Genomic DNA, 24,904 nt, shown 5'->3' with positions numbered 1-24,904 from the left:
TAAGGAGCAGTCATGAAGATCATGGGCATCGAGTCCTCCTGCGACGAAACCGGCGTGGGCATCGTCGAGCTTAGCGAGGACGGTCACATGGAGATCCTCGCAAATGCCGTCGCCTCCTCCATGGAACAGCACGCCCGTTTCGGCGGCGTCGTCCCGGAAATCGCCTCCCGCGCCCACCTTGAAGCCATGCCGCAGGTCATGCAGGCGGCGCTCAAAGAGGCCGGCATCGCCAAGCCAGATGCCATCGCCGCCACCGTGGGGCCCGGCCTGGCCGGCGCGCTGCTGGTGGGGGCCTCGGCCGCTAAGGCCTATGCCGCAGCCTGGGGCGTGCCTTTCTACGGCGTGAACCACCTTGGCGGCCACGTTGCCGTGGCCAACCTGGAAGGCGAAGAGCTGCCGCACTCGGTGGCCCTCTTGGTCTCGGGTGGGCATACGCAGCTGTTGGAGGTAGAGGCCGTCGGCAAGCCCATGCGCGAGCTGGGCTCCACGCTTGATGACGCCGCCGGTGAAGCCTACGACAAAGTCTCCCGCCTCCTCGGGCTGGGCTACCCCGGTGGCCCCGTGATTGATAAGCTCGCCGCCCGCGGTAAAGCCACCATCGATTTTCCGCGCGGCATGTCCCGCCCCGAGGATCTGCGCGGCCCTCATCGCCACGATTTCTCCTTCTCTGGGCTAAAGACTTCCGTGGCTCGCTACGTGGAGCGCGCCGAAAAGGCAGGGGAGACCATCAGCGTGGAAGACGTCTGCGCCAGCTTCCAGGAAGCCGTGGCCGATGTCCTGACCGCTAAGGCCGTCCGCGCCTGCGCAGATACAGGCGCCCGCGTCCTGCTGCTGGGAGGAGGCGTGGCCGCGAATTCCCGCCTACGCGAGCTCGCCGCCGAGCGCTGTGCCGCCGCTGGGGTCGAGCTGCGCGTGCCGCGCTTTTCGCTGTGTACCGACAATGGCGTGATGATCGCGGGCATTGGTGCGCAGCTTATTCATGAAGGTGCCCAGCCCTCTGGCCTCGGAGTTGGCACCGATACCCAGCTGGATGTAGAAGAGCCGCAGTTAACCTAAAGTTCTTCTTTCTCGCTCTGCAGGCGGGGTGCGGGGCCGGTACCCTAAAAGGCGTTCATGCCCTCTTGGCTTTGTGAAGGAGCTTTCTCTCATGACCGTCGGTTTCCTTGTCAACCCTGATCTCACCCGCCGCAAGCTGGAATTCGAGCTGGAGCACGCCAACCAGTTCTTGGGCGGCACCACTGAGGACCGCGTCTCCGTAGTATTCCAAGAAGACGGCACCACCTATGCGGCGCTCTACAACCCCGAAGCCAAGGCCGAAGGCGCCGAACCCAACCCAGTAGCCTCCTTGGCGCGCAACGCCGCCGCCACCGGCAATGCCGCTTTCTTGCAAGACCCCATCCGCTCCATTTGTGGTCCGGTCATCTTCGTTGATGCCGAGGGCGAAGATAAAACCATTGACGCCGTCATCGAGTCCGTGGAGCAGGGCATTCGCGCCGTCAAGAACTACCGCGAAGATAACCCAGAGGAGTACACGCTCTGGCGCGCGGCCGTTATCAATTCCACCAAGAGCCTTTAAACCTAGCCCCTCACAGGTAGGGTTCAAGCGCTTTTCGCGCGCTCGTAATACGGTGTTCACATTCTTATGGTGTCCTAGGGAGTCGTACTGCTTTTTCTAAGACTCCAAAAGGTGAAAACTGTATGCTTCGATCATCGCGCTTCGTCGCCTCCTTCGTTACCGCCCTTGCCGTGGGCGGTGCCGCCACCATCGTGCCCGCCACCCCGGCGTTGGCCGCTGATTCGCCCATCTACCGCACCATCCTGCAGCCGGGCGAGGATGAATCCCAGGTAATGGTTACGTGGCGCACCAAGTCCAAAGCCGACGAAGTCCTCGAGGTTACCGGCCCGGAAGGCACCAAGACTTTCCGCGCCGAGGAACGCGATTACGGCGCCCTGCTTTATAAATCCCAGTTCGCCACCGCCACCGATCTGCAGCCGGATACCGAGTACTCCTACCGCGTTGGCTCTGAGGAAGGCGGCTGGTCCGAACCAGAGACCTTTAACACCGGCTCCAATGGCGATGAGTGGTCTTTCCTCACCGTTGCAGACCCGCAAATCGGCGTGGACCTCAAGGTAGATGACCAAGCGGAGCAGTGGCGCAAGACCATCGCTCACGCGGCTTCCCATGTGCCCAATGCCAACATGATCTGGTCCCTAGGGGATCAAGTAGAAGGCTGGGGCGCCCAAGTGCCGCAGTACGATGCCTACTTCTCCGCCCCGGAAATTCGTCACATCCCGACCAATACCGTTCCGGGCAACCACGAGACTTATAACCTCACCATGAAACATCATGATGAGCATTTCTCCAACCCGCACCAGGCGGACGATATCCGCGACCACTACTTCGAGCGCAATAACGTGCTCTTCATCGGCCTAGACTCCAATGCTTCCTCCGACGCCGATATCGCCCGTCACGAGCAGTTCCTACGCGAGGCTATCGAATCCCGCGGCGCGGATAATGACTGGATCGTCGTCGGTATGCACCACGGCCCGTACTCCCAGGGCTCGCATCACTTTGATAAGGACGTCACCAACCTGCGCGAGAAGCTCACCCCGGTGCTTTCTGAGCTCAACGTCGATGCCGTGCTCTCCGGCCACGACCACATCTACACCCGCAGCCACCTGATGAAAAACAACAAGCCAGTTCTGCCAGAAAAGAAGCCGCAGCGCGGCGATGTCCTCGAACCCAAGGATGGTGAGGCCTTGTATCTGACCACCACCACCGCGGGTGGCGGCAAGTACTACGACTTCACTGACGTTAATAATCAGAAGCACAAGGGCGCACGCATGGAGACCATCGATCCGAAGCTCGCCCATGAGTCCACCGCCATGTGGCGCCAGGACTACACCGAGGACTACATGCGCGTGGATGTCTCCGATGACAAGCTCACCTTCGCTACCTTCAACGAAGCCGATAACACCCTGGTAGACAAGGTTTCGCTGAAGAAGAAGGACCGTGGCGCTGCGCCTGCCGACGCCTCTACCGACCCCGACACCCCAGAGGTGCCACAGGATCCGGAAGGCGGCAGCTCCCTGAGCTCCAGCGATGCTTTGAGTGGACTCAGCTCCAAGAAGTAGCTCGCGTCGCCGGCGTTATTAGCGCTCGGTGTGGCGCAGCCACGCCAGCACGGCCTTGACCCGTCGGTTAGAATCCTCGGGCAGGAACCCGAGCTTCGTAAAAACATTGGAGACATGCTTGCTTACCGCGCCAGCGCTAAGAACGAGCGTGTCTTCAATTTCTTTATTGCTCAACCCCTGCGCCATCAGTCCCAGCACCTCCCGTTCGCGGGCGGTGAGTTGGGCGAGGCCAGTGCGCTTTGCAGACAGCAGTGCCGTAACCACCTCTGGGTCCACCACGGTGCCGCCGCGGGCGACCTCGTCGAGCGTGCGCACGAATTCCTCTACATCAGAGACGCGCTCTTTGAGCAGATAGCCAAATCCCCCGTGCTCCAAGAGGCGGTCGAGGTAGCTTGCCGCTACGTATTGGCTTAGCACCACCACTGGTTGGGTAGGGTTTAGCGCTCGCAGGTCATGGACGGCTCGCAGGCCGTCGTCAGTCATGGTGGGCGGCATGCGCACATCGCTGATAATGAGGTCGAAGGCTTCTCGCCCAGCGATTGCGCGCAGTTCTTCGGCATCCGTGGCGGCTGTAACTCTATGGCCCAAAGAGCTGAGTAGCTGCTCGAGCCCGGCGCGCAGCAGCGCGGAATCTTCCGCGAGTAATAGTTTCATTCCGCCTCCTTCAGCGGCAGCTCGACTAGTAGTCGGCCGCCGCGTTCGCCCGCGGCAGTCTCGTGTGCCGCGGCAAGTTTTAGCGTGCCGCCCAGTGCGGCGGCGCGCTCGCGTAGCCCGGCTATGCCGGTACCGGCTCCCGACGTGGCGACTGTCGCCGCGTCCGTGGTGGACGCCTTGGCCGTGGGGCTGAGGTCGGGGCCGGTGCCATTATCAACGATGTCCAGGCGCAGCATGTCCCCGAAAGTAACCGTTACCTTCGCCTCGGTGGCCGTGCCGTGCTTGGAGGCATTGGTAAGCGCCTCGGCCACCGCATGATAGGCCAGCAGGGCAGTGGTCTCGTCCACGGAGCGTTCCGGCCCGTCCACGTGCAGTTCAGTCTCCAGCCCGGAGTGGGCGAGTAGCTCGTCGAGGGCGGGGATAAGCCCGGCGTCGAAAAGCACCTGCGGGGCAATGCCGCGCACCGTTGCGCGCAGGGAAGCCAGGGCCAAAGAAGCATTATGTTCCGCATCGGCCAAAGCAGGCAGCGCCTCGGACGGGGCCTGCAACTTCGCCGCCGCCAAGTTGAGCTTGAGCGCGGTCAGGTACTGCTGCGGTCCATCGTGCAGTTCGCGCTCGATGCGGCGGCGCTCGCCGGAGAAGGCATCGATAAGCGTGGCGCGCGAGGCCGCCAACTCCTCGGCCGAGGGGCTCAACGCCAGCCGAGTCAACGAGGTCGACGCCAAGACCAATAGGCGGTTGAGCCCCACCAATAAAGCCACCAGCAACGGCGCGGTGAGCCAGCAGGTAAAGAAAATGAGCGGCCGGTTGGTGGTAGACCACTCGCCAAAGGAGAATTCGGTCTTTGGCACGAATGGCGCAATGACCAGCACACCCGCCGTAAAACCCAAGGCAGTCCACGCGGCAAAGCAGGCAGCTGAAAGCAATAGCTGCAAAATAAGGTGATAAAACTGCTGCCAATCAAACCACCGGCCCGCACGCCGGGAAGGGATCTCCACGCCCATCCACCGTGCACCCAACCGGCCGACAAACTCCGCCGCCCGACCCACCAGCGGAACCCACGGCAGCATCAGCACCGAAACCACCAACGCCGGGATAAATAGCGCGCCAAGGACAAGGCTCCACGCGCAGGCTTTGAGGGTTCGCATAACCCAAGAGCCTAGCCGCCTTACCCGGCGTGGGGCAGTAGAGCTAGCTCTACCATTTTCTGGGCAGCCCGCCCCATGTCTTTCTTCTGCGCGGCCGAGTGGAATCAAAGGCATGTTAAAAGCAGAAAATCTCACCAAGCGCTACGGCCGCCGCACTGTGCTCAAGCGGGTCACTGTTTCCATCGCCCCGGGCGAATTCGTCGCCATCATGGGGCCTTCCGGTAGCGGTAAAACCACGCTCCTAAACCTGCTATCCGGGCTGGATAAACCCACTTCCGGACAAGTCAACGCGCCGGGGCGCAGGCAGCGTGCCTTTGTATTCCAGGACTATAACCTCTTAGAATCCCTCAATGCGCAGCGCAATGCCACCTTGACCGCGCGATTTTCCGGCCGGCGCCCGTCACGCAGCCGGGTGGCGGAGGTCTTTGATTCGCTCGGCCTTGCTGGTCTGGAGCGCCGCCTGCCCGCACAGCTTTCCGGTGGTCAGCAACAACGCGTGGCTGTAGCCCGGGCCCTGCTGGCTCAAGCGCCCTATATCTTCGCCGACGAACCCACAGGCGCGCTTGACGACGCCACCGCATCCACCGTCCTTTCCCACCTGCGCACCGCCGCCCGCGATGGCGCCAGCGTGATTATGGTGACCCACTCGCACCTCGCCGCTGAAGCGGCCGACCGCGTTATTTCCCTTGAGGAGGTAGCCCATGCTGGTGTGGCTTAAGGACTTACAGTCCAATTGGTTATCGTGGCTGGCTGTGGCGCTGACGTTGGTGGTCTCTTCCACCTCGTGCACCCTGGCGCTAGCCATGCTGGTCGCCTCCTCCGGGGCCGAAGAAAACCCCGCCGGCCCGGTGGGCGGCACGGTACTCGGCATGGCCCTGTGCGTGGTGGTGTTGGTGACGCTATCGCAAATGCGCCTTATCATCGCCGAGCGCGAGCCGGTCTACCGTTCCTGGCGCATGGTGGGCATGCCGGGGTGGATGATTATTGCCTTCATTCTAGGCCAGGTCGCCGTAGTCAGCGCGGCCGCAGGGCTCCTTGGAGTACTGCCGGCCGGCCCGCTGCTCGCTCCGTGCGTACGCGCGCTACGCAGCGATGGCATCCCCATGCCGGACCTTGCCATTACCGGCCAGGTCACGGTCATTGCGGTCATAGTCTGCATGTCCGCAGCGCTAGTTGGCGCGCTGCCTCCACTGCGCCGAGTCTTCCGGCCGCGCACCACCGCACACCCGGCCTGGACCGTGGTGAAATTCTTGCTCGCGTCCGCGGCCATCGGCAGCACGGTTTACGGGTGCCTGCACATTGCCGATCCCGGCGATCTTCTCTCGGCCGAGATGGGCTTGGTCATCCTCGTCGCCCTCTTTTGGCCCTGGCTTATGCCCGCTATCGACCAATGGACCCGCGCGGCCGGCATCGCTGGGGCCAATGTACGCGTGCGTCGCAACTTTTCTACCCCGCACATCGTGCCGTGGGTCCTCGTCGGCGGATTTATCGTCGCCGTAGGCTCTGGCCTGCGCTTTGAAAGCGCCGCAGGCGCCGGCGGCACCCTATCGTCCTGGCAGGTCTTCGTCGCCCTTTTAGGGCCTGTCTTTGCCCCCAGCATCGTGAGTGCCGTGCTCACCTCGCTGCTCATGCACGGACGCATTGCCTCCGATATCCGCGGCCTCACCCTCGCCGGCGCTACCCCCGGGGCCTGGGCGCGCATACAAGTGGGGGAGGCGGCCTGCCTCACCCTGACTGCGGCCGGCGTGGTCTGGGCGCTGTGCTTGGCGACGCTCCTCCCACTCCACCACCTGCTCACCCCACAGGTTCCTTTCGGCCAAACGTTGGTGGAGCAGCTGTGGTGGCCGGCCTTCGCCGTAATTTTTGGTGCGATGTCTATCGCCCTGGGCGTCGTCAAGCTGGCGCTTGCCGGCTTTGTACGCGCGGGGAATCGGGAGCGCTGAAAGGATCGCTGAGGGCTTAAGAATGTGGGCCGGGTCATTGTTGAGGGTTAGCAGTCGCGAGGGTAGAGTGCTAATCAGGTTGTTTGACCCACAGTTGTTCACCCGCGACGACGGCTGTGCTGGACATCCACAACCGGCACGCGCGTGCCATACCGGCGCGCATACGAACACTACGGAGGAAACATCATGGCAAACATTAAGCCTCTCGAGGACCGCGTCCTCGTACAGATCGTAGAAGCTGAAACCACCACCGCTTCCGGCCTGGTTATCCCGGATTCCGCTAAGGAAAAGCCGCAGGAAGCTACCGTCGTTGCAGTAGGCCCAGGCCGCACCAACGACAAGGGTGAGGTCACCCCGGTAGGCGTCAACGAGGGCGATACCGTGGTCTTTTCCAAGTACGGCGGCACCGAGCTGAAGTACAACGGTGAGGAGTACCTGCTGCTGTCCTCCCGTGACCTGCTCGCCGTCATCGAGAAGTAGGCCTCACTATGGCAAAGCTTATTGCATTCGACCAAGAAGCCCGCGAGGGAATTCAGCGCGGCGTCGATACGCTGGCTGATGCCGTCAAGGTCACTCTCGGCCCGCGCGGCCGCAACGTCGTGCTGTCCAAGGCTTTTGGCGGCCCCACCGTCACCAATGATGGCGTGACCATCGCCCGCGATATCGACATCGAGGAACCATTCGAGAACCTCGGCGCCCAGCTGGTTAAGTCCGTTGCAGTCAAGACCAACGACATCGCAGGTGACGGCACCACTACCGCCACCTTGCTGGCCCAGGCACTCATCTTCGAAGGCCTGCGCAACGTCGCAGCTGGCGCTAACCCAATCGAGCTTAACCGCGGCATCGCGGCGGCGGCCGAAAAGGCCGTGGAGGAGCTCAAGGCCCGCGCCACCGCAGTCAATTCCTCGTCCGAGATTGCCCAGGTAGCCACCGTCTCTTCCCGCGACCCGGAGGTCGGCGAGATGGTTGCCGGTGCTATGGACAAGGTGGGCAAGGACGGCGTTGTCACCGTCGAAGAATCCCAGACCATCGACTCCGCCGTCGATGTCACCGAGGGAATTTCCTTTGACAAGGGCTACCTTTCCCCGTACTTCGCTACGGAGGAAGAGACCTACCACGCCGTGCTGGACGACGCCGCTGTGCTCCTCGTCCGCAATAAAATCTCCTCCCTGCCGGACTTCCTGCCGCTGCTGGAGAAGATCGCCGAGACCAACCGCCCAACCCTCATCATCGCAGAGGACGTTGAGGGTGAGCCGCTGCAGGCGCTCGTCGTCAACTCCATCCGCAAGGTGCTCAAGGTCGCAGCCGTGAAGGCTCCGTACTTTGGCGAGCGCCGCAAGGGCTTCATGGATGACTTGGCCGTCGTTACCGGCGCCACCGTCATCGACCCAGAGGTGGGCGTTAACCTCAACGAGGCTGACCTCGACGTTTTGGGCTCCGCTCGCCGCGTGACCATCACCAAGGAAGACACTGTCATCGTCGATGGTGGCGGCACCGCTGAAGCGGTAGAGGAGCGCCGCGAGCAGATCCGCCGCGAAATCGAGCGCACCGACTCCACCTGGGATAAGGAAAAGCTGGAGGAGCGCCTGGCTAAGCTCTCCGGTGGCGTGGCCGTCATCCGCGTCGGCGCCGCCACCGAGACCGAGGTCAACGAGCGCAAGCTGCGCGTCGAAGACGCCATCAACGCGGCCCGCGCGGCCGTTGAAGAAGGCGTCATCGCCGGCGGTGGCTCTGTGCTGGTCCAGATCTCTAAGGAGCTGGAGTCCTTCGCTGAGGGCTTTGAGGGCGAAGCAAAGGTCGGCGTCCTCGCCGTCGCCCGCGCGCTGACCCGCCCGGCGTTCTGGATCGCCGAAAACGCCGGTCTCGACGGTGCTGTCGTCGTCTCCCGCGTTGCCGAGATGTCCAATGGCGAAGGCTTCAATGCCAATACCCTGGAGTACGGAAACCTCATCGATAACGGCATCATTGACCCAGTCAAGGTCACCCACTCGGCCGTGGTCAACGCCACTTCCGTGGCCCGCATGGTTCTTACCACCGAGGCCTCCGTGGTGGAAAAGCCACAGGAAGAGCAGCCAGCTGACACCGGTCACGGCCACCAGCACTAAACTGGCTACCAACATCACCCGCCCCGCTTCCCGCGAGGCGGGTTTTGTTGTACCTGGACTAGGGCCGTGGAATACATCAAGGTCACCGGTGATACCGACCCCGTTCGCAAGGCCTTCGCCAAGGCCAATGGCATCAAACCCGCACTCTTATTCCGCGAGTTTCGAGGGTGCCTGCCTCAATCGCAACGGCGCGGGTGTGGTCTACGTGGAGCCGGGCGTGATGAGCAGGTGGACTCCGGCCATACCGTCATCCGTATCGACCACAACCTGGCTGTGCTCGCGCACGCGGACTACGCCATCGATTTGGGCCTCGGAGCCGGTTTGGCCGGCGGCCAGGCGGTCTTTAGCGGCACGCCAGCAGACTTAGCCGAACAGCGTGACTCGGTGAAGGGGCGTTTTGCCGACGCCCTCGTCTCCCCCTAACTTTCCTGCCTTAAGCGTTGACCGGCGCGGCGGCGCGGCGACGCTGGCGAAGCTCTACCACGCGTTCGGATTCGCTCATTCCGCCCCAGACACCGTAGGGCTCGGCGGATTGCAAGGCATGCTCGCGGCACAAATCAATGACCGGGCAAGAATTGCAGATGGCTTTGGCGCGATTCTCGCGCTGGGCGCGGGCGCGGCCGCGCTCGCCATCCGGGTGATAAAATACGTCCGAGTTTTCTCCGCGGCAGGCGCCTTGTAGCTGCCAATCCCACAGGTCAGCGGTGGGACCGGGAAGCAAATGAGGCTGAGACACGTTACTAAGCTCCTTTGTAAGGGCGAGAATTCTTGTGTGGCTTCCGCAGCGTCGCGGAAAGCAACCTCACGTAGTGTTTCGCGCGTGGGTAAACGGTGGGTTACCGATTTTTGACTTTTAAGTATTATTCTCGCACTTCCTCTTCCTGCACCATGGTTTACCAGCGCAAACGCCGAAGGTTAACGGTTTGTGAATTTTCTGCCGCTCAGCTTGCATAGGTAATGGGGCTGCGCGTTGCCTTTGCATAAACTCCCCGTGTGCCAATATGGTTAGTTACCGGTCGAAAACATCTCAGAGGGTGCATACGTGAGCGATAGGGAACAGGAGCTAGCGGATCTCGTTCCGCATGCCGTCGACGGCAGCCGTCGAGCGCTGCAAAAAGTCCTGCAGATCATTCACCCGCAGGTCCTGCGTTACTGCCGCGCCCGCATCGGGGGCGGCCGCCAACCCACCGCGGAAGATGTGGCCCAAGAGATTTGCCTAGCAGTGGCTACCTCGATTGGTTCCTATGAGGACAAGGGCCGTCCTTTTATGGCCTATGTTTATGGCATCGCATTTAATAAGGTCACTGATGCTCACCGCGCGATGGGCCGCGATAAGTCCACGCCTACCGAAGAAATTCCGGAAGACTCCGCGCGTGAAGCCACTCCTGAAGAGTGGGCGCTAGAGGCCGACGGTAGTAACAGAATGCGCGCCTTGCTCGATACATTAAGTGATAAGGCGAAAAACATCGTTATTCTGCGCGTGTTCAACGGTTTGTCGGCAGAAGAGACCGCGGAAATTGTGGGTTCCACTCCAGGCGCGGTCCGTGTGGCACAACACCGAGCACTAGCTCAATTGCGAAAGACCCTCCAAGCCGCGCAGGAAACTGCACGCTAAAGGGCTTATAGCCCAATCTCACAGCAGATATTTCATAACAGAAAGGAAGGGGGAGAGACACCATCATGGCTCCTAAGCACCACGGCGATAACGACGACCTAGTGGACCAGCTCCAGCCCTTGGTCGATGATGATGCATTCCTCACTGAGCTTTCGAAAGGCAACGACCCTTCCGACCGTCAGGATGACCTGGCGGGGTTGCTGCTGGAGTTAAAGGGGGACGTCGACAAGCACATGCCTCCGGCCCCGCTGGTAGAAGGCGCTGAGGCGGAGCCTCAGGTTATTGATCTTGGTAAGGTGCGCAAGCGTCGCCGCGGCGGGCCTTTCGTGCATGGTCTCATTGGCGCGGCCGCTGCAACCCTAGTCATTGCTGGAGCCGGTGGCGCAATGCTGCATGCCGGAACTTTTGATAAAGGGGATAAGACCCGCAATGTAGAGCTGGCCGGAACGCTGGAAGAGATGGAATCTCGCGCGGCCGAAGGCGATATTGAAGGTGCTCGGGAACTGATGAGGGATGCCCGAGCCAAGCTGGACGCGGCCGAAGGCAAGGAAGAAAAGGCCATCGCCGCCAACAGTGAGGCGGAACACAAGCGCTCTGCGCACCCGAAGCCCGCCCCGCACACCGTGACGGAGACCGCCACCGAAACCGTGGCGGAAGAAGCTTCCCAACCGGAACAGCAGCCGGAACAGGTTACCGTGACCGAAACTCAGTACGCCACCGAAACCGTGGTAGTCACGGAGCCGGCGCAGCAGAACCCACAGCCCAACCCGAACGTTGAGGATGAGCCGACAACCACCATCGATATGGGCCAGCAGCTGTAGAAGCTAGCGGCCCTCTAGGCCATCCAAGTATCCCAAGGCATAGTCCCAGGGAACATAGCGGGAGGGATCCGGCTCGGCGCCCGGCTCATGTACTGGCGCTAGCTCCCCTTCGAGCGTGGCGCGCATATTTGCGGCCATGATATCCCACTCGTAGAAGTGGTTTTCCTGGCAATCCTCGCACAGGAAGAAGATGCCATCGATGCCGCGCGGGCCGAGGATGGACGCGAATTTCTGCACCAGCGCGAGGTCGTGGATGATGGCGATTCGGTCGTCGTCGGTAAGCGGCATGACCTGCTCGTCCTCCTCCAGGAAGGAGGCGGGGTCATTCGGGTCATCGGCGAAAGGATCGCGGGGCATATTGGCGAAGAAGTTCACGCCTGCGAGCCTATTGAACTTACCCTCCCGAGGCAATTTACCCCTGCCCAAATGGTGTCGTCGGCCGGCAAAGCACTACAGTTGTGGTAGCCGCTAAACCTGTTAAGGAGAGACCTCGATGAGCGAGAACTGTATTCATACTGGTGGAGATGACCCGAACAAGGTAGCCCTGCGCGGCCTGACCTTTGACGATGTGCTTCTGTTGCCCGCCGAATCCAATATCGTGCCCTCCGAGGTCGATACCGGCGCGCAGTTTACCCGCAATATTCGCCTCGGCGTCCCGCTTGCCTCGGCCGCCATGGATACCGTGACTGAGGCCCGCATGGCCGTTGCCATGGCCCGCCAGGGTGGCATCGGCGTGCTGCACCGCAACCTGTCTACCGAGGACCAGGCCGAGCAGGTAGAAATAGTCAAGCGCTCCGAGTCGGGCATGGTCACCGACCCCATCACCGCCCGCCCGGATATGACCATTGGGGAAGTAGACGCGCTGTGCGCCCGCTTCCGTATCTCCGGCCTGCCGGTGGTAGATGAGGACGGCACCTTAGTCGGTATTTGCACCAACCGCGATATGCGCTTCGAGCCTGACTTTGACCGCAAGGTCAGCGAGGTTATGACGGCCATGCCGCTCGTCGTAGCGCGCGAGGGCGTATCCAAGAAGGAAGCCCTCGAACTGCTCTCGGCCAATAAGGTGGAAAAGCTGCCCATCGTCGATGCGAATAATAAGCTCACCGGCCTGATCACCGTCAAGGACTTTGTGAAATCCGAGCAGTACCCTAACGCGTCGAAGGACTCGGCCGGTCGCCTGTTGGTTGCGGCCGGCATCGGTACCGGCGAGGAGTCCTACCAGCGCGCCGCCGCGCTTGTCGACGCCGGCGTGGACGCCCTCGTCGTCGATTCCGCCCATGCCCACAACAACCGCGTGTTGGAAATGGTTTCCCGCGTCCAAAAGGACTTTGGCTCCAAGGTCGATGTCATCGGCGGTAACCTCGCCACCCGCGAGGCAGCCCAGGCAATGATTGATGCCGGCGCGGATGCCATCAAGGTCGGCATCGGCCCGGGCTCCATTTGCACCACCCGCGTCGTCGCCGGCGTGGGAGCGCCGCAGATTACAGCCCTGATGGAAGCTGCCGCAGTAGCTGGCCCGGCCGGTGTACCGGTGATCGGTGACGGTGGCATGCAGTACTCCGGCGACGTTGCTAAGGCCTTGGCGGCCGGCGCCGATACCGTCATGCTGGGTTCCATGTTTGCCGGCACCACCGAGGCACCCGGTGACATCGTGGTCTACCAGGGCAAGCAGTACAAGCGCTACCGCGGCATGGGCTCCATGGGCGCCATGCAGGGCCGTGGACTTTCCGGCGAAAAGCGCTCCTATTCCAAGGATCGCTACTTCCAGGCCGATGTCCGCAGCGAAGACAAGCTGGTTCCGGAAGGCGTTGAGGGTCGAGTGCCTTTCCGCGGCGATATCGATGCCATTGTGCACCAGATTATCGGCGGCCTGCGCGCTTCCATGGGCTATACCGGCTCCGCCACCCTGGCTGAGCTAAAGACCAAGCGCTTCGTTCAAATCACCGCCGCGGGCCTGAAGGAATCCCACCCGCACCACCTGCAGCAAATCGCAGAAGCACCAAACTACCGCTAGGAATATCATGCGTGAATACGCCGAAATTGGCATCGGCCGCGAGGCCCGCCGCACCTTTGATCTAGAGCAACTATCCATCGTGCCGCAACGCCGTACCCGCTCCTCCAAGGACGTGGATACCACCTGGCACATCGATGCCTATACCTTCGACATCCCTTTCGTGTCCCACCCCACCGATGCGCTCGCCACGCCCGAGTTCATCATCGAGATGGGCAAGCAAGGTGGCCTGGGCGTCATTAATGCTGAGGGGTTGTGGGGCCGCCACGAGGACCTCGAAGGCGCTCTAGCTCGCATTTACTCGCAGCCGGGCGATAACTCCATCATTCAGGAGCTGCACGCCGCACCGCTTGACGACGCCCTCCTCACCCAGCGCATCTCCCAAGTCCGCGACTCCGGAGTCACCGTCGCTGTGCGTGTTTCTCCGCAAAATGCTCGTGAGATGGCTCCGAAGGTCATCGCGGCCGGCGCTGAGTTGCTGTTTATTCAGGGCACCCTGGTCTCGGCCGAACACGTGGCTACCGGGGGCGAGCCGCTGAACCTCAAGGAGTTCATCGGATCGCTGGATGTGCCGGTCATCGCGGGCGGAGTTACCGACTACACCACCGCGCTGCACCTGATGCGCACTGGCGCGGCCGGCGTTATCGTAGGCGCTGGTGTGACGACCAACGCCGAGACCGTTGGTATCGACTCGGCCATGGCCACTGCGATTGCCGACGCCGCCGCAGCCCGCCGCGATTACCTCGACGAGACTGGCGGCCGCTACGTGCACATCATCGCCGATACCGAGTTTGAAAACTCCGGCAATATTGCCAAGGCTTTTGCTTGTGGCGCCGACAGTGTCGCTCTCGGCCCACTGCTTGCTCAGGCCCGCGAGGCCGGCGGTAAAGGCTGGTACTGGCCCGCCACGGCCGGTCACCCGCGTTTCCCCCGCGGCTTCGTCCAGTTCTCCGGAGCTGATGCCGACTTGGATGTTGATTTCCTCACCGCCGGTACCCCGGCCGAAGCTGCAGAAGAGTCTGCCGCTCCTTCGCTTGAAACGGTGTTGCACGGTCCCTCCAGCGAGCCCTTCGGCCGCACCAACTTGGTCGGCGCGCTACGCCGCTCCATGGCAAAGTGCGGCTACACCGACCTGAAGTCCTTCCAGAAGGTCGAGCTCGCCGTCCGCCACTAATCGGCAATCTCGAACGCGGCTGTGCTTTCTTGGCGCAGCCGCGTTTTGTCTTCAAGCTTTCTTTTCCTCTGGAGAGGTAGAGCGTGGCGGAGAAGGAGGGTGGTCAGGAAACCAACTGCCAACCGCCTTCCCTCCTCCATGTGGTCTCGCGCGACATCGGCCGCCATTGTCCTGCATCGTGGACTGGGCACACGCGTGCTCCCGCAGGATTGAGTTCTACAACCTTCTTTTCCTCTTTCGCGCGCAGCACTACCGAATTATGCGCTACTTCTGGGTATCCCATGCGCTCTGCCTGCTGAGTGCCGCATAAGGGAGCCCACTCGTCCCACTCGCTTCCAAAGACTTCTGCGGCTGGGAGTGTTACCTCTTGTGGACCTTGTTCATCCAGCGCAGACGTCACCTCGGCCGTAGTTGGGGTGGCGTCACAACCGCATAACAATAGCCCGGTGGTGAGCACAATAGCCAAGCGCTTCATAAGCTATCAGTTTAGTGGGTTAGACTATGGGGCGTGACTAAGCCAAACACTACCCCGCGCCCCGTCCTCGTTGTGGACTTTGGCGCTCAGTACGCGCAGCTTATTGCCCGTCGCGTGCGCGAGGCCAAGATTTACTCCGAGGTTGTCCCTCACTCCGCGTCCGTGGAGGAAATCAAAGCTAAAGATCCTGTCGCGCTTATTCTGACGGGCGGCCCGTCCTCCGTCTATGCTGACGGTGCCCCGGCCCTGAAGCCGGAGCTGCTTGAGCTCGGCATTCCTGTCTTCGGCATCTGCTATGGCTTCCAGGCCATGAACCACGCTCTTGGTGGCACTGTGTCGTCGACTGGCGAGCGTGAGTACGGCCGCACTGATATGAACGTTAAGGGCGGCGTACTGCACGCTGGCCTGGAGACTACCCATAAGGTATGGATGTCTCACGGTGATGCCGTATCTGCCGCTCCCGAGGGCTTTGAAGTTACGGCCACTTCGGCCGGTGCCCCGGTTGCAGCGATGGAGTGCCTGGAAAAGAAGATGGCCGGCGTGCAGTACCACCCTGAGGTGCAGCACTCGCCGCACGGCCAGGAGGTGCTTACCCGCTTCCTGACCGAGATTGCCGGCCTAGAGCAGAACTGGACGGCCGATAATATCGCCGAGCAGCTCATTGCGGATGTCCGCGCGCAGGTGGGCGAGGACGGCCGCGCCATCTGTGGCCTATCCGGCGGTGTGGATTCCGCTGTAGCGGCGGCACTGGTGCAGCGTGCCATCGGTGATCGCCTCACCTGTGTTTTCGTAGATCACGGCTTGCTCCGTGCCGGCGAGCGTGAGCAGGTGGAAAAGGACTTTGTTGCCTCCACCGGCGCGAAGCTGGTGACTGCGGATGAGCGCAGTGCCTTCTTGGAGAAGTTGGCCGGCGTTGACGACCCAGAAGCAAAGCGCAAGGCCATCGGCGCGGAGTTTATCCGTGCCTTTGAGCGTGCGGTTGCGAGCGTGCTTGACGACGCCCCTGCAGGCTCCACCGTCGACTACCTCGTCCAAGGCACGCTGTACCCGGACGTCGTTGAGTCTGGCGGCGGCGACGGCACGGCGAATATTAAGTCTCACCACAATGTTGGCGGTTTGCCAGATGACGTGGAGTTCGAGCTGGTTGAGCCGTTGCGCCTGCTGTTTAAAGACGAGGTACGCGCCGTCGGCCGCGAGCTGGGATTGCCGGAAGAAATCGTTTACCGCCAGCCATTCCCAGGCCCAGGTTTGGGTATCCGCATTATCGGTGAGGTAACCGAGGAGCGCTTGGAGACGCTGCGTGAGGCGGATCTTATTGCCCGCACCGAGCTGACCAATGCCGGCCTGGATGACCAGATTTGGCAGTGCCCGGTAGTACTGCTGGCCGATGTCCGCTCCGTTGGCGTGCAGGGCGACGGCCGTACCTATGGTCACCCGATTGTGCTGCGCCCAGTGTCCTCGGAGGACGCCATGACCGCAGACTGGACCCGTTTGCCTTACGAGGTACTGGAGAAGATTTCTACCCGCATCACCAACGAGGTGAAGGACGTCAACCGCGTGGTCTTGGACTGCACTTCCAAGCCGCCGGGAACCATCGAGTGGGAGTAAAACGGCATGCGTAGAAGGCGCTCAGTCTAGTGCTGAGCGCCTTTTCGCTCGTTTGAGGGGCGTGTTTATTCGCGCGGGGTAAACGGTGGACGCCACACAATGCGCCCGCCCACCCGCTCGAGGCGGCCGCGCCGGGGCGGAGCGTTGGGGTCATCATCGTTGACGCCGTTATGGTAGGCGCAGCACATGACCAGGTTTTTCATATTCGTCTCCCCACCGTTACTCCACGCCTTGAGGTGGTGGACCTGGGAGAGATCGGCCGGTTGGTTGCAGCCCGGCCAGGCGCAGCGTGGGTTTTCTGCAGCGGCCATGATGCGCTGTTTGTCATTGGCCACGCGCGCCGTGCGGTAGAGGTTGACCGGCCCTTCTTCGGGGTGCACGAGCGTGACGTAGCCGGTTTCTCTATCGCCAGAAAAGCCGACGTCGTTGAGTACGCGCCGCAGATATTCGGTGCCGGTAATGGTGGCGCCATTGGTCAGGTCGAGCTCGATATCGTAGCCGTGGCCGTCGCGGATGCGAATGAATTTGTCTAATGGCACGATGGCATTGGTTATCACCTCTGCCCGCGCGGCCGCTGCCTGGTCAAAGAAAATTTTTTCTACCGCCTCGAGCGATTGCTTCCCGGTCGCGGCCAGCGCGGCGTTGAGATCCGCGATGAAACTAGAGGTTCCGGTGATGGCAAGCGTCCAGTAGTCATTGGGGCGTCGGTAAGTGCGCACACCTGGAGTAACGGTGTTGTCTTTCATCTCGCGCAGGCGCCGGCGGGCGTGCTTGAGAATATGGCTCATCGCGCCGGTCATTGCGCAGCACTCCGCGCGTAGCTCCCAGGCCTGTTTCTTGCTCGGGGCGCGGTTAACAATGCGCTCTAGGGCGGTGAGTGTGGCGATAGAATGGGTGTTGCGACGGGCGTCGGCAATAGCACGGCGCTGTAGCCGGGTAAATTTGGTGCGGCCAAAGTAGCTCTCACACAAAAGAAGCAGATCGGCCGCGATGGCATCGGGCGCGCCGTAGTCCATAAGCTCGGACCCGGACATGCCTTGGCACCCGGCGATGATGTCCATGCCGGGGCCTAAGGCAGTGAGGTAGGTCTCGAGTGCGTTCATGCCTGCAACGCTACGACGCGCACCTACACCGGCGCACGGCCGGAGCAACCGCTGCGGCCAGTTGTGTGGATAACCCGGCCTACATACCCGAGGCGGGGCGGAAAAGCTGTGGATAACCCCGAAAAGTGTCGTATAGATTAGGCAAACGCGAGCCGTCGCGTGCCATCCACGTGGGGGAAGACGAGAAAGCTCAGGCCAAAGACCACCAGCCATACCAGGCCGGCACCCCACGCGGGTAGGGCCACGATGGGGGCGAGCATCACCATAAGCCACAGAATCATCAGCGGCACGAGCTGTGCGATGCTAGGAACCAGAGTGACATTGCGCTTGGTGGCATAATCGCGCATCGCGTGGCGGTAGGGGTGGGCAAAGACGAGAACGAAAGCTGCCACGAGGCACACGAGCGCCCCGATTAGTGCAGCAAAAATATGTGCGCGGCTGGCCAAAAGCGCCACGGCCGCACCGATGAGGATGGACGAACCCAAACGCACCCATGGCGGAGTGGGAATGGGGGTGGTGTGCTCGCGCATGGCACCGTAGGCAGCGTTGAAGTTCATGCCGCTAAGGCTACCATTCGAACATACACTTGCATGTGTCCGGGTGAGGGTTCATACTATTCGGGTGAATCAAACGAGCGTTCGCCTAGAAAAAGCGGTGGCCGGACTAAGTAGGTCGGACCGTGTGGCGATGCTGCGTACTCGCATGCGCGCTATGGAGCGTGGCCCGGAAGAGGAGCTGGTAGATACGCTTCCTGGCCTGGCACGTCTGCTTCCTGCGGGCGGCTTGGCGCGCCGGCACGTGGTGCACTGTACTAACTGTCCAGCGCTTGTGGTGGATCTTATCTGTCACCTCACCGCCCGCGGCGGGTATGTAGGTGTGGTGGGGTGGCCAGATTTACTACTCGCACAAGTGGCCGAGGAAGGTGTTATCGAACGTGTGGTAACCGTCCCAGATCCGGGCGTGGATTCCTGGATGGTGACAGGGGTATTGGCGGAAGGACTGGACCTAGTCATCCATCATGGGCCGCCCGGTGAGGTGAGCCCAACCAAGGCCCGGCCGGTGCTGGCGAAGGTGCGCGGCGGGCGCGCGGCGGTGCTGACGGTGGGCACGCGCTTGCCCGGCACGGCGGTGGAGATAGGGGCGCAGGTGAGTGCCTATCGGGGCGTCGGCAAGGGCAGTGGGCGCATTCGCGGCGTGGACATGGACGTTGAGGTGACCTCGAAGCAGGCTAGCGTGCATGGGGTGCTCACGGTGGGCCAACACCGCAGACTGGAGGCCGTATGAGGGTAGCGGCCGTGTGGTTTCCGGATTGGCCCATCCAGGCCGTCGGCGGGCAGGGCCCTATGGTCATTGCGCGCAATCACGCGGTTGCGGTATGTGATAGAGCGGCGCGCCGGGCGGGGGTGCGGCGTGGGATGCGCCTGCGTCAGGCCCAAGCGCTGTGCCCCGAGGCGACGGTGGTGGAGGCCAATCCGGATCGGGATGGTGCGGCGTTTGCGGAGGTTGCGGCCGGTTTGGATGCGGTGGCGTCCTCGGTGGAGGTGCTGCGCCCTGGTTTGGCCATTGTGGACGCGGGCGCGGCGCTGCGCTACCACGGGGAGAAAGCATTAGAGATGCTTGTCGACGCCTCTTCGTACGCCGGCTTCGATTCCACCCTCGGCGTCGCCGATGAGATTGCTACGGCCGTTATCGCGGCCCGGCACCGTGGCATGGGCGCGGTGGTGCCAGAGGGCGGCTCGCGAGAGTTTTTGGCCACCCAGCCCATAGGAGTGCTCGCCGCCGATGAGGCCTTGGGCTTTGATGCTGGGTTTGTTGCGCAGCTCGATAAGTTGGGCGTGCGCCGCCTGGGCGACTTAGCTGCACTGCCGTTTAAGCAGGTAGCCACCCGTTTCGGTGAGTCCGGGCGTCGCGCGCACGAACTGGCCCAGGCTCGTGCGGATAGGCGGGTGGCCCCAGAACTGGCACGCCCAGACCTGGCCGTGGAAATGGAAGAGCGCATCGAGCGCGTGGACGCGGCGGCCTTCGCGGCCCGTCAGCTAGCGTCCCGGCTGCATGCCCGCTTGGAAGAGGCCGGCAAGGTCTGCCTGCGGCTGCGCGTGGTGGCGGAGTTTGGCACCGGCGAGGAGTTGGCGCGGGTGTGGCGCACACAGGAAGCGCTGACGGAGCAGGCCACCGCGGACCGCGTGCGCTGGCAGCTCGATGGCTGGCTCTCGCGTGCCACTGGTGGGGGCGCGGCTATCCGCCGCCTCGCACTGGAGCCGGCGGAGGTGGCCACCCCGTCCGCCACCGGGCTCTGGGGCGGAGAGGGATCGCAGGAGCAGGTCAAACGCGTGATCGCGCGCGTGCAATCACAGCTGGGGGTTGACCGCGTGCTGCAGCCGCGGGCGGTGGGCGGCCGTGGGGTGGCCGAGCGCATCGAGTACGTGCCCTATGGCGAGCAGCGCGACGCACCGCCACAAGGCGAGTGGCCCGGCCGTATTCCGGCACCCCTGCCTGCGCGGCTGGGCGGTGGGCCTAATCATCCGGCCGCGCGCATCCGGCTTATCGACGCCGCTCGTCGCGAAGTATTCGTCACCGCCGAGGCTCTCCTTTCGGGGGCGCCGGTGGCATTGAGCTGGGGAGCTCATCGCTTCCGCGTACTGGGCTGGGCCGGTCCCTGGCCGGTGGATACGCAGTGGTGGACTGATAATCCGCAGCACGTAGCGCGCCTGCAGGTGGTGGGCCAAGCCGACCACGAAGAGCACCAGCGGGCCTGGCTTTTGGTATGGTCCGGCGGGCGCTGGCGGGTGGAGGCGACCTATTAATCGCGAATATCGACTACGAGGCGGGTGGGGTTATCGAGCACCTGCACGGAATAGGGCTTGCGCGAGGTCATGCCGATGACGAATTGGCAGCGGCCCTCGTAGGTACCGCCATTGACCACCTGGGTGACGACTCCCTCTACGGGGGCATCCACCACGCCGATGTGGGGATCGTCCTTCCCCGCCTCGAAGGGGTAGACCACGCCGTCGATATTGACATTGAGTGCGGTCTCGCCGGAGTGGTCAATAGTCTTGCCAGAACCCTGCTGCGTGGGCGTGTCGGCATAGTCTACGAACCAGCCGGGAGAACCGCTGCCGTCGAGTTCAAAGACAACGCGTTCAAAACCCTCGTGCTGGCCGATGCGCACGTTGGTCACCGTGAGCTCGGAGGGGGCCTGCGGCCGGAGGGTTTTCATTTCCATATTGGCCTGGCCTAGTGGATTGAGCCGGGAGTTATCCGCAGATGCAGCCATGGTGGTGCGGTCCGTCTCTTGGGCGGCGCAGCCGCTGAGGGAAGCAGCGACGAGAAGCGTTGCGACGAGACGGACTTTCAACATGCCCCCTAGGTTATAGTTTCGGCCGTGAACTGTATAGCCGAGGGGGTATTTCGTGGCCGAATTGTGGCCAAGGGTGTGAGCTGAAATGCAGAAAGGTTAGGCTTAGGTATATGACCGAGTTCTGTTCAGACATCCAGGTAGAGCCGCTGCCAGGCACGGCCAAGAAGGAATCCGTCTATGTGCTTTTTGAGTGGCCGGGCGGATGGTCGCGAGACGTGCTCGATGGCGATACCTTTGGGCCGGATCTCACGGCGCAGCTTAAGGCCAAACTGAAGGGGGTGGCGGGGCTGCAGCTTATCCGTCGGCCGGGCCGCGACGGCCGCCAGGTAGGCAAGATGCACCGCTGTTACCTGGTGTGGGCCGAGCAGGGAGTGATGGAACTCGTGCTGCTGACAGGGCCAGAGAAAATCCTTGATCTGGATCTGACAGGGCCTGGACGCAATGGAGGCGGCGCAGTGGAAACACCGCTGGTTTTGGTGTGTACGCACGCGAAGCGCGATACCTGCTGTGCGGTCAAGGGGCGGCCGTTGGCCGCGGAGCTGGTGGAGGATTACCCGGATATGGTCTGGGAGACCTCGCACACGAAGGGACACCGGTTCGCGCCATCGGTCATGCTCATGCCGTGGGGCTATTCCTTTGGACGAATGAATAAAGAAGCCGCCGCGCAGATGATTGCGGCGGCGGCGCGGGGAAAGTATTTTTACCCGGTAAATCGCGGGCGCGGTATTTTCGGCCCGCGCGGCCAGGTGGCGGAGTTGGCGGTGGCCCGAGCGCTTATCGACGCCGGCGAGGAGCTCTCCTACGGCCAGCTCACCGCCACTGATAGCGGCGAGGTCAGCCACATTGACGGCCGGCGCTGGCGCGTGACGCTCGAGGAGCGCGAGGTAGAAGGTGTGGTTTCCTCGTGTGGTGACGCCCCGAAGACGGGCCAAGCCATCGTAGCGACCGGCGTGGAGCCGGTCGCGGGGTAGGGCGGCGTCGGCAAGCGGGGGCTAGCGGCGCATGACCTTGGAGGAGAGCCAGTTGCCGAAGAACTGGGCGGCCTGCACCAGCACGATGATGATGAGCGTGGCCACGACGGTGACCTCCCATTCGAAGGCGCGGTAACCGTAGACGATTGCAAAGTCACCCAAGCCGCCGCCGCCGACGTAGCCGGCCATAGCGGACATGTCCACGATGGCGATAAATAGGAAGGTGTAGCCCAGAATCAGTGGGCCGAGGGCCTCTGGGACGATAACGGAGGTAATGATCTTCCACGGCGAGGCACCCATGGAGCGGGCGGCCTCGATAACGCCGGGGTCGATGGACACGAGGTTTTGTTCCACCACGCGGGCTACGGAGAAGGTTGCGGCGATGACCATGACGAAGGTGGCCGGTCCGCGGCCGATGGTCCCGCCCATCACTATGACGGTCAGTGGCTGGGCAAAAGCCAGCAAAATGATGAACGGGATGGGGCGGACGAAGTTAACCAGCAGGTTGACAATGAAATAGACGAACCGGTTTTGCAGGATGCCGCCCGTGCGGGTGGTATAGAGCAGCATGCCTAGGCCAAGGCCGAGGATGCCGGAAACGATGAGGGTAGTCGAGACCATGATGAGGGTATCGACGATGGCATCGGCCAGTGAAGGGCCGAGGCGGTCCCAGTTGGCTTGGGCGAGGGTGGTGACGGTCATCGTGCAATCTCCTCAATCTGGGTGGTGGTAGAAAGCGTGCGGTAGAACTCTTCGATGGCGTTATCGTCGCCGCTGAGCCGTACGGTCAGCTTGCCAAAGGAATGCTGCTGCAGCGTGGTGATGCCGCCGTGGACGACGGCGATGGACACGCCGGCTTCCTTAAGGCGGGCGGCGGCGGTGAAAAAGCCGGATTCCTCGGTGAGGTTGATGGTAAATAGGCGGCCTTCGTGCGCGAGCAGGTCGTCGGTTTCAACGACGTCGGGCTCGTTGCGCAGCGAGGTGGCTACGAACTTGGCGGCCACGGAGGTCTGTGGGTTGGAAAAGACTTCGTAGACGCTGCCTTGTTCCACGACGCGGCCGTTTTCCATCACGGCGACCTTATCGGCGATGGAGCGTACGACTTCCATCTCGTGGGTAATAACCACGATGGTGATGCCAAATTCCTTGTTTACCTGACGCAGTAGGTCGAGGACTTCCTGCGTGGTGGTGGGGTCGAGGGCGGAAGTGGCTTCGTCGGCAAGCAGCAGCGAGGGGTTGGTGGCCAGCGCACGGGCAATGCCGACGCGTTGCTTCTGGCCGCCGGAAAGCTGCTCCGGGTAGCTCTTGCCCTTGTCTCCCAGGCCGACGAACTCCAGCAGCTCTTGCACGCGCTGGGTGCGCTCCTGCTTGCCGACGCCCTGCAGCTGCAGCGGGTATTCAATATTGCCGGCCGCGGTGCGCGAGTTCATCAGGTTGAACTGCTGGAAAATCATGCCGATATTGCGGCGAATGCCGCGCAGTTTCTTCTCGGACATGCCAACGATATTGGTGTCATCAAGCAGCAGCTCTCCCGCGGACGGGGTGTCCAAGCCGTTGATCATGCGTACAAGGGTGGACTTGCCGGCGCCGGAGTAGCCAATGATGCCGACAATTTCGCCGGGCTCAATGGTCATGGAGACATGGTCGAGTGCCTTAACTCGCGCCTTTTTCTGCTTAAAGATCTTGGTGATCTCGCGGAACTCGATGCGGGTGCCGCGTTGAGTGGAATCTGCCACGTGTTTGCGTCCTTAGTTAGGAAAGTGCCAAACCCCGCCGGGGGGTTCCGGCGGGGTAAAAGCAAGGGTGATTAGTCCAGATCTGCTTCGAGCTTATCTAGGATCTTCTGCAGATCCTCCTGGCTGCGCTCCACCTCGACGGAGGTGCCGGCGGAGTCTTCATCGACGCCCTCCTGGACGGCGTCGGAGTGCCATAGCTCGGCAAGCTTCTTGATGTCTTCGTTATCGGCGTCCTCCTCGCGAACGGCGAAGACATTGATGTACGGTTCTGCTTCTTCAGAATTCGGATCGTCTTGGAAGATGGCAGTCTTCGGATCGATGCCGGCACGCTCCAGGAAGGAGTTATTGATAATCGCCGGGGTGCCCTCGCCGTGCGCGGACGTGGTCTGCGCGGCGTCTACCGGGGTGACCTTGACCTTGGACTTCTTTTCATCAATATCCAGCGGGGTGGGCTCCAAGTTGTCCTTATCCTTCAAAGTAATAAGGCCGGCCTGGACCAGTACGTTGATGGCGCGGGCCTGGTTGGTGGAGTCATTCGGGATGGCGACCTCTTCGCCCTCGATGCTGTCGAGAGAGTCGTGGTCCTTCCAAAACAGTGCCAGCGGCACGATTTCGGTGGCCACGATAGGCACCAGGTTGGTGTCATTGCCGTGGTTGTACTCCGCTAGGAACTTCAGGTGCTGGAAGTTATTGGTATCCAGCTCGCCCTGGTCCAGAGCCTGGTTTGGGGTGTTGTAATCCGCGAAAGGCTGGATTTCAATGTCATAGCCAGCGTTCTTCGCTTCCTGCTCGAACGCTACCCACGCCTTCTTGGCGTCGTCGGTGGTGCCCACCTTGATGGACTTGGAATCATCGGAGGAGCAGGCCACCAAGCTGGTGGCAGCGATGGTTACAGCGGCAGTAGCAGCCACTACGCGACGGATCTGCATGGGGATTCCCCTTCTTGTAGGAGTTGAAATAATTTGTCTGTTTAGCAACTTAGCAATCGGCGAACCGCTTTGTCTATTGTCGGCATCACGTCTTACAGGCTTGTATAGAACAATAATT

Annotated in this window: 26 protein-coding genes and 1 pseudogene; 16 read left to right on the top strand and 11 right to left on the bottom strand. The window is 62.1% G+C overall.

The genetic code is table 11. The annotated features are described in order from the left end of the window. The first annotated feature begins 12 nt into the window (after nucleotides 1-12). The 3 genes from tsaD (at nucleotide 13) to RAE07_RS02500 (ending at nucleotide 3,135) form a co-directional block, all read left to right on the top strand. Nucleotides 13-1,056, top strand: coding sequence for a tRNA (adenosine(37)-N6)-threonylcarbamoyltransferase complex transferase subunit TsaD (gene tsaD / locus RAE07_RS02510; RefSeq protein ID WP_317001267.1), 1,044 nt, complete (start codon nucleotides 13-15; stop codon nucleotides 1,054-1,056). Between the two features lie 91 nt (nucleotides 1,057-1,147). Beyond that, complete coding sequence (locus RAE07_RS02505) at nucleotides 1,148-1,576, top strand: hypothetical protein (RefSeq protein ID WP_023020619.1); 429 nt, start codon at nucleotides 1,148-1,150, stop codon at nucleotides 1,574-1,576. Nucleotides 1,577-1,698: 122 nt separating this feature from the next. Beyond that, on the top strand, nucleotides 1,699-3,135 hold the full coding sequence (locus tag RAE07_RS02500; RefSeq protein ID WP_200288250.1) for a purple acid phosphatase family protein: 1,437 nt from the start codon (nucleotides 1,699-1,701) through the stop codon (nucleotides 3,133-3,135). A gap of 18 nt (nucleotides 3,136-3,153) precedes the next feature. On the opposite strand, the gene RAE07_RS02495 is transcribed toward RAE07_RS02500, so the two are convergent. Then, the gene (locus RAE07_RS02495) at nucleotides 3,154-3,789 is read right to left on the bottom strand and encodes a response regulator transcription factor (protein ID WP_200288249.1); all 636 of its coding nucleotides are present in this window, start codon (nucleotides 3,787-3,789) and stop codon (nucleotides 3,154-3,156) included. Beyond that, nucleotides 3,786-4,937 carry a sensor histidine kinase gene (locus tag RAE07_RS02490; RefSeq protein WP_200288248.1) on the bottom strand — a complete coding sequence of 384 codons (1,152 nt, stop codon included), beginning with the start codon at nucleotides 4,935-4,937 and terminating at the stop codon, nucleotides 3,786-3,788. Before RAE07_RS02490 ends, RAE07_RS02495 begins: the two co-directional genes overlap by 4 nt. Before the next feature lie 112 nt (nucleotides 4,938-5,049). Here RAE07_RS02490 and RAE07_RS02485 point away from each other — a divergent pair, with 112 nt between their 5' ends. The 5 genes and pseudogenes from RAE07_RS02485 to RAE07_RS11965 form a co-directional block, all read left to right on the top strand. Continuing rightward, nucleotides 5,050-5,655: an ABC transporter ATP-binding protein gene (locus RAE07_RS02485; RefSeq protein WP_023020623.1), complete on the top strand. Its 606-nt coding sequence runs from the start codon at nucleotides 5,050-5,052 to the stop codon at nucleotides 5,653-5,655. Then, nucleotides 5,639-6,880, top strand: a complete 1,242-nt coding sequence (locus RAE07_RS02480) for an FtsX-like permease family protein (protein ID WP_023020624.1) — start codon at nucleotides 5,639-5,641, stop codon at nucleotides 6,878-6,880. Before RAE07_RS02485 ends, RAE07_RS02480 begins: the two co-directional genes overlap by 17 nt. 186 nt (nucleotides 6,881-7,066) lie before the next feature. Further along, nucleotides 7,067-7,360, top strand: coding sequence for a co-chaperone GroES (gene groES / locus RAE07_RS02475; protein WP_005322702.1), 294 nt, complete (start codon nucleotides 7,067-7,069; stop codon nucleotides 7,358-7,360). Nucleotides 7,361-7,368: 8 nt separating this feature from the next. Beyond that, nucleotides 7,369-8,985: a chaperonin GroEL gene (gene groL, locus RAE07_RS02470; RefSeq protein ID WP_317001265.1), complete on the top strand. Its 1,617-nt coding sequence runs from the start codon at nucleotides 7,369-7,371 to the stop codon at nucleotides 8,983-8,985. Nucleotides 8,986-9,069: 84 nt separating this feature from the next. Then, a pseudogene (locus RAE07_RS11965) lies at nucleotides 9,070-9,408 on the top strand (hypothetical protein); the annotation flags it as partial. Between the two features lie 10 nt (nucleotides 9,409-9,418). Here the strand turns inward: RAE07_RS11965 and RAE07_RS02460 are convergent. Continuing rightward, nucleotides 9,419-9,721: a WhiB family transcriptional regulator gene (locus RAE07_RS02460; RefSeq protein WP_023020627.1), complete on the bottom strand. Its 303-nt coding sequence runs from the start codon at nucleotides 9,719-9,721 to the stop codon at nucleotides 9,419-9,421. A 306-nt stretch (nucleotides 9,722-10,027) separates the two neighbouring features. On the opposite strand from RAE07_RS02460, the gene RAE07_RS02455 reads away from it, so the two are divergent. After that, on the top strand, nucleotides 10,028-10,600 hold the full coding sequence (locus RAE07_RS02455; protein ID WP_316330597.1) for a sigma-70 family RNA polymerase sigma factor: 573 nt from the start codon (nucleotides 10,028-10,030) through the stop codon (nucleotides 10,598-10,600). Nucleotides 10,601-10,665: 65 nt separating this feature from the next. Next, nucleotides 10,666-11,421, top strand: a complete 756-nt coding sequence (locus tag RAE07_RS02450; protein WP_316330598.1) for a hypothetical protein — start codon at nucleotides 10,666-10,668, stop codon at nucleotides 11,419-11,421. 3 nt (nucleotides 11,422-11,424) lie between these two features. Here the strand turns inward: RAE07_RS02450 and RAE07_RS02445 are convergent, their stop codons facing one another. Next, nucleotides 11,425-11,796, bottom strand: coding sequence for a DUF5319 domain-containing protein (locus RAE07_RS02445; RefSeq protein WP_005326826.1), 372 nt, complete (start codon nucleotides 11,794-11,796; stop codon nucleotides 11,425-11,427). Nucleotides 11,797-11,914: 118 nt separating this feature from the next. Here RAE07_RS02445 and guaB point away from each other — a divergent pair, with 118 nt between their 5' ends. Next, a complete protein-coding gene (guaB, locus tag RAE07_RS02440) occupies nucleotides 11,915-13,435 on the top strand; it encodes an IMP dehydrogenase (protein ID WP_317001264.1) in 1,521 nt (506 codons plus the stop codon). Between the two features lie 7 nt (nucleotides 13,436-13,442). Beyond that, nucleotides 13,443-14,606 carry a GuaB3 family IMP dehydrogenase-related protein gene (locus tag RAE07_RS02435; RefSeq protein ID WP_200288243.1) on the top strand — a complete coding sequence of 388 codons (1,164 nt, stop codon included), beginning with the start codon at nucleotides 13,443-13,445 and terminating at the stop codon, nucleotides 14,604-14,606. Between the two features lie 103 nt (nucleotides 14,607-14,709). On the opposite strand, the gene RAE07_RS02430 is transcribed toward RAE07_RS02435, so the two are convergent. Further along, complete coding sequence (locus RAE07_RS02430) at nucleotides 14,710-15,081, bottom strand: hypothetical protein (RefSeq protein WP_317001263.1); 372 nt, start codon at nucleotides 15,079-15,081, stop codon at nucleotides 14,710-14,712. A gap of 33 nt (nucleotides 15,082-15,114) precedes the next feature. Between RAE07_RS02430 and guaA the strand changes: the two genes are divergently transcribed. Next, nucleotides 15,115-16,689, top strand: coding sequence for a glutamine-hydrolyzing GMP synthase (gene guaA / locus RAE07_RS02425; RefSeq protein WP_317001262.1), 1,575 nt, complete (start codon nucleotides 15,115-15,117; stop codon nucleotides 16,687-16,689). 65 nt (nucleotides 16,690-16,754) lie between these two features. Here guaA and RAE07_RS02420 read toward each other — a convergent pair whose 3' ends face one another. After that, entirely contained in the window at nucleotides 16,755-17,792 is a 1,038-nt protein-coding gene (locus RAE07_RS02420) for an HNH endonuclease signature motif containing protein (RefSeq protein WP_317001261.1), read from the bottom strand. A gap of 137 nt (nucleotides 17,793-17,929) precedes the next feature. Further along, entirely contained in the window at nucleotides 17,930-18,349 is a 420-nt protein-coding gene (locus RAE07_RS02415; protein WP_239205811.1) for a hypothetical protein, read from the bottom strand. Nucleotides 18,350-18,413: 64 nt separating this feature from the next. Here RAE07_RS02415 and imuA' point away from each other — a divergent pair, with 64 nt between their 5' ends. Together imuA' and RAE07_RS02405 are read left to right on the top strand one after the other, a co-directional pair. After that, complete coding sequence (imuA', locus tag RAE07_RS02410) at nucleotides 18,414-19,076, top strand: DnaE2-dependent mutagenesis accessory factor ImuA' (RefSeq protein WP_495525055.1); 663 nt, start codon at nucleotides 18,414-18,416, stop codon at nucleotides 19,074-19,076. Continuing rightward, complete coding sequence (locus tag RAE07_RS02405) at nucleotides 19,073-20,596, top strand: DNA polymerase Y family protein (protein WP_317001259.1); 1,524 nt, start codon at nucleotides 19,073-19,075, stop codon at nucleotides 20,594-20,596. Before imuA' ends, RAE07_RS02405 begins: the two co-directional genes overlap by 4 nt. Here the strand turns inward: RAE07_RS02405 and RAE07_RS02400 are convergent. Next, complete coding sequence (locus RAE07_RS02400; protein ID WP_248099799.1) at nucleotides 20,593-21,150, bottom strand: AMIN-like domain-containing (lipo)protein; 558 nt, start codon at nucleotides 21,148-21,150, stop codon at nucleotides 20,593-20,595. The genes RAE07_RS02405 and RAE07_RS02400 overlap by 4 nt on opposite strands. Nucleotides 21,151-21,260: 110 nt before the next feature. On the opposite strand from RAE07_RS02400, the gene RAE07_RS02395 reads away from it, so the two are divergent. Then, a complete protein-coding gene (locus tag RAE07_RS02395; protein WP_200288236.1) occupies nucleotides 21,261-22,121 on the top strand; it encodes a ferredoxin family protein in 861 nt (286 codons plus the stop codon). A gap of 21 nt (nucleotides 22,122-22,142) precedes the next feature. Here the strand turns inward: RAE07_RS02395 and RAE07_RS02390 are convergent, their stop codons facing one another. The 3 genes from RAE07_RS02390 to RAE07_RS02380 all read right to left on the bottom strand — a co-directional run bounded on the left by RAE07_RS02390 (nucleotide 22,143) and on the right by RAE07_RS02380 (nucleotide 24,786). Then, nucleotides 22,143-22,823, bottom strand: coding sequence for a methionine ABC transporter permease (locus RAE07_RS02390; RefSeq protein ID WP_317001257.1), 681 nt, complete (start codon nucleotides 22,821-22,823; stop codon nucleotides 22,143-22,145). Then, nucleotides 22,820-23,857: a methionine ABC transporter ATP-binding protein gene (locus RAE07_RS02385; protein ID WP_317001256.1), complete on the bottom strand. Its 1,038-nt coding sequence runs from the start codon at nucleotides 23,855-23,857 to the stop codon at nucleotides 22,820-22,822. The genes RAE07_RS02390 and RAE07_RS02385 overlap by 4 nt, the downstream gene beginning before the upstream one ends. 71 nt (nucleotides 23,858-23,928) lie before the next feature. Next, nucleotides 23,929-24,786 carry a MetQ/NlpA family ABC transporter substrate-binding protein gene (locus tag RAE07_RS02380; protein WP_317001254.1) on the bottom strand — a complete coding sequence of 286 codons (858 nt, stop codon included), beginning with the start codon at nucleotides 24,784-24,786 and terminating at the stop codon, nucleotides 23,929-23,931. Nucleotides 24,787-24,904: the final 118 nt, after the last annotated feature.

The sequence above is a fragment of the Corynebacterium nasorum genome, from assembly GCF_032821635.1.
In the GTDB taxonomy this organism is placed as follows: Bacteria; Actinomycetota; Actinomycetes; order Mycobacteriales; family Mycobacteriaceae; genus Corynebacterium; species Corynebacterium kefirresidentii.
This window is presented reverse-complemented; position numbering and strand designations above follow the sequence as displayed.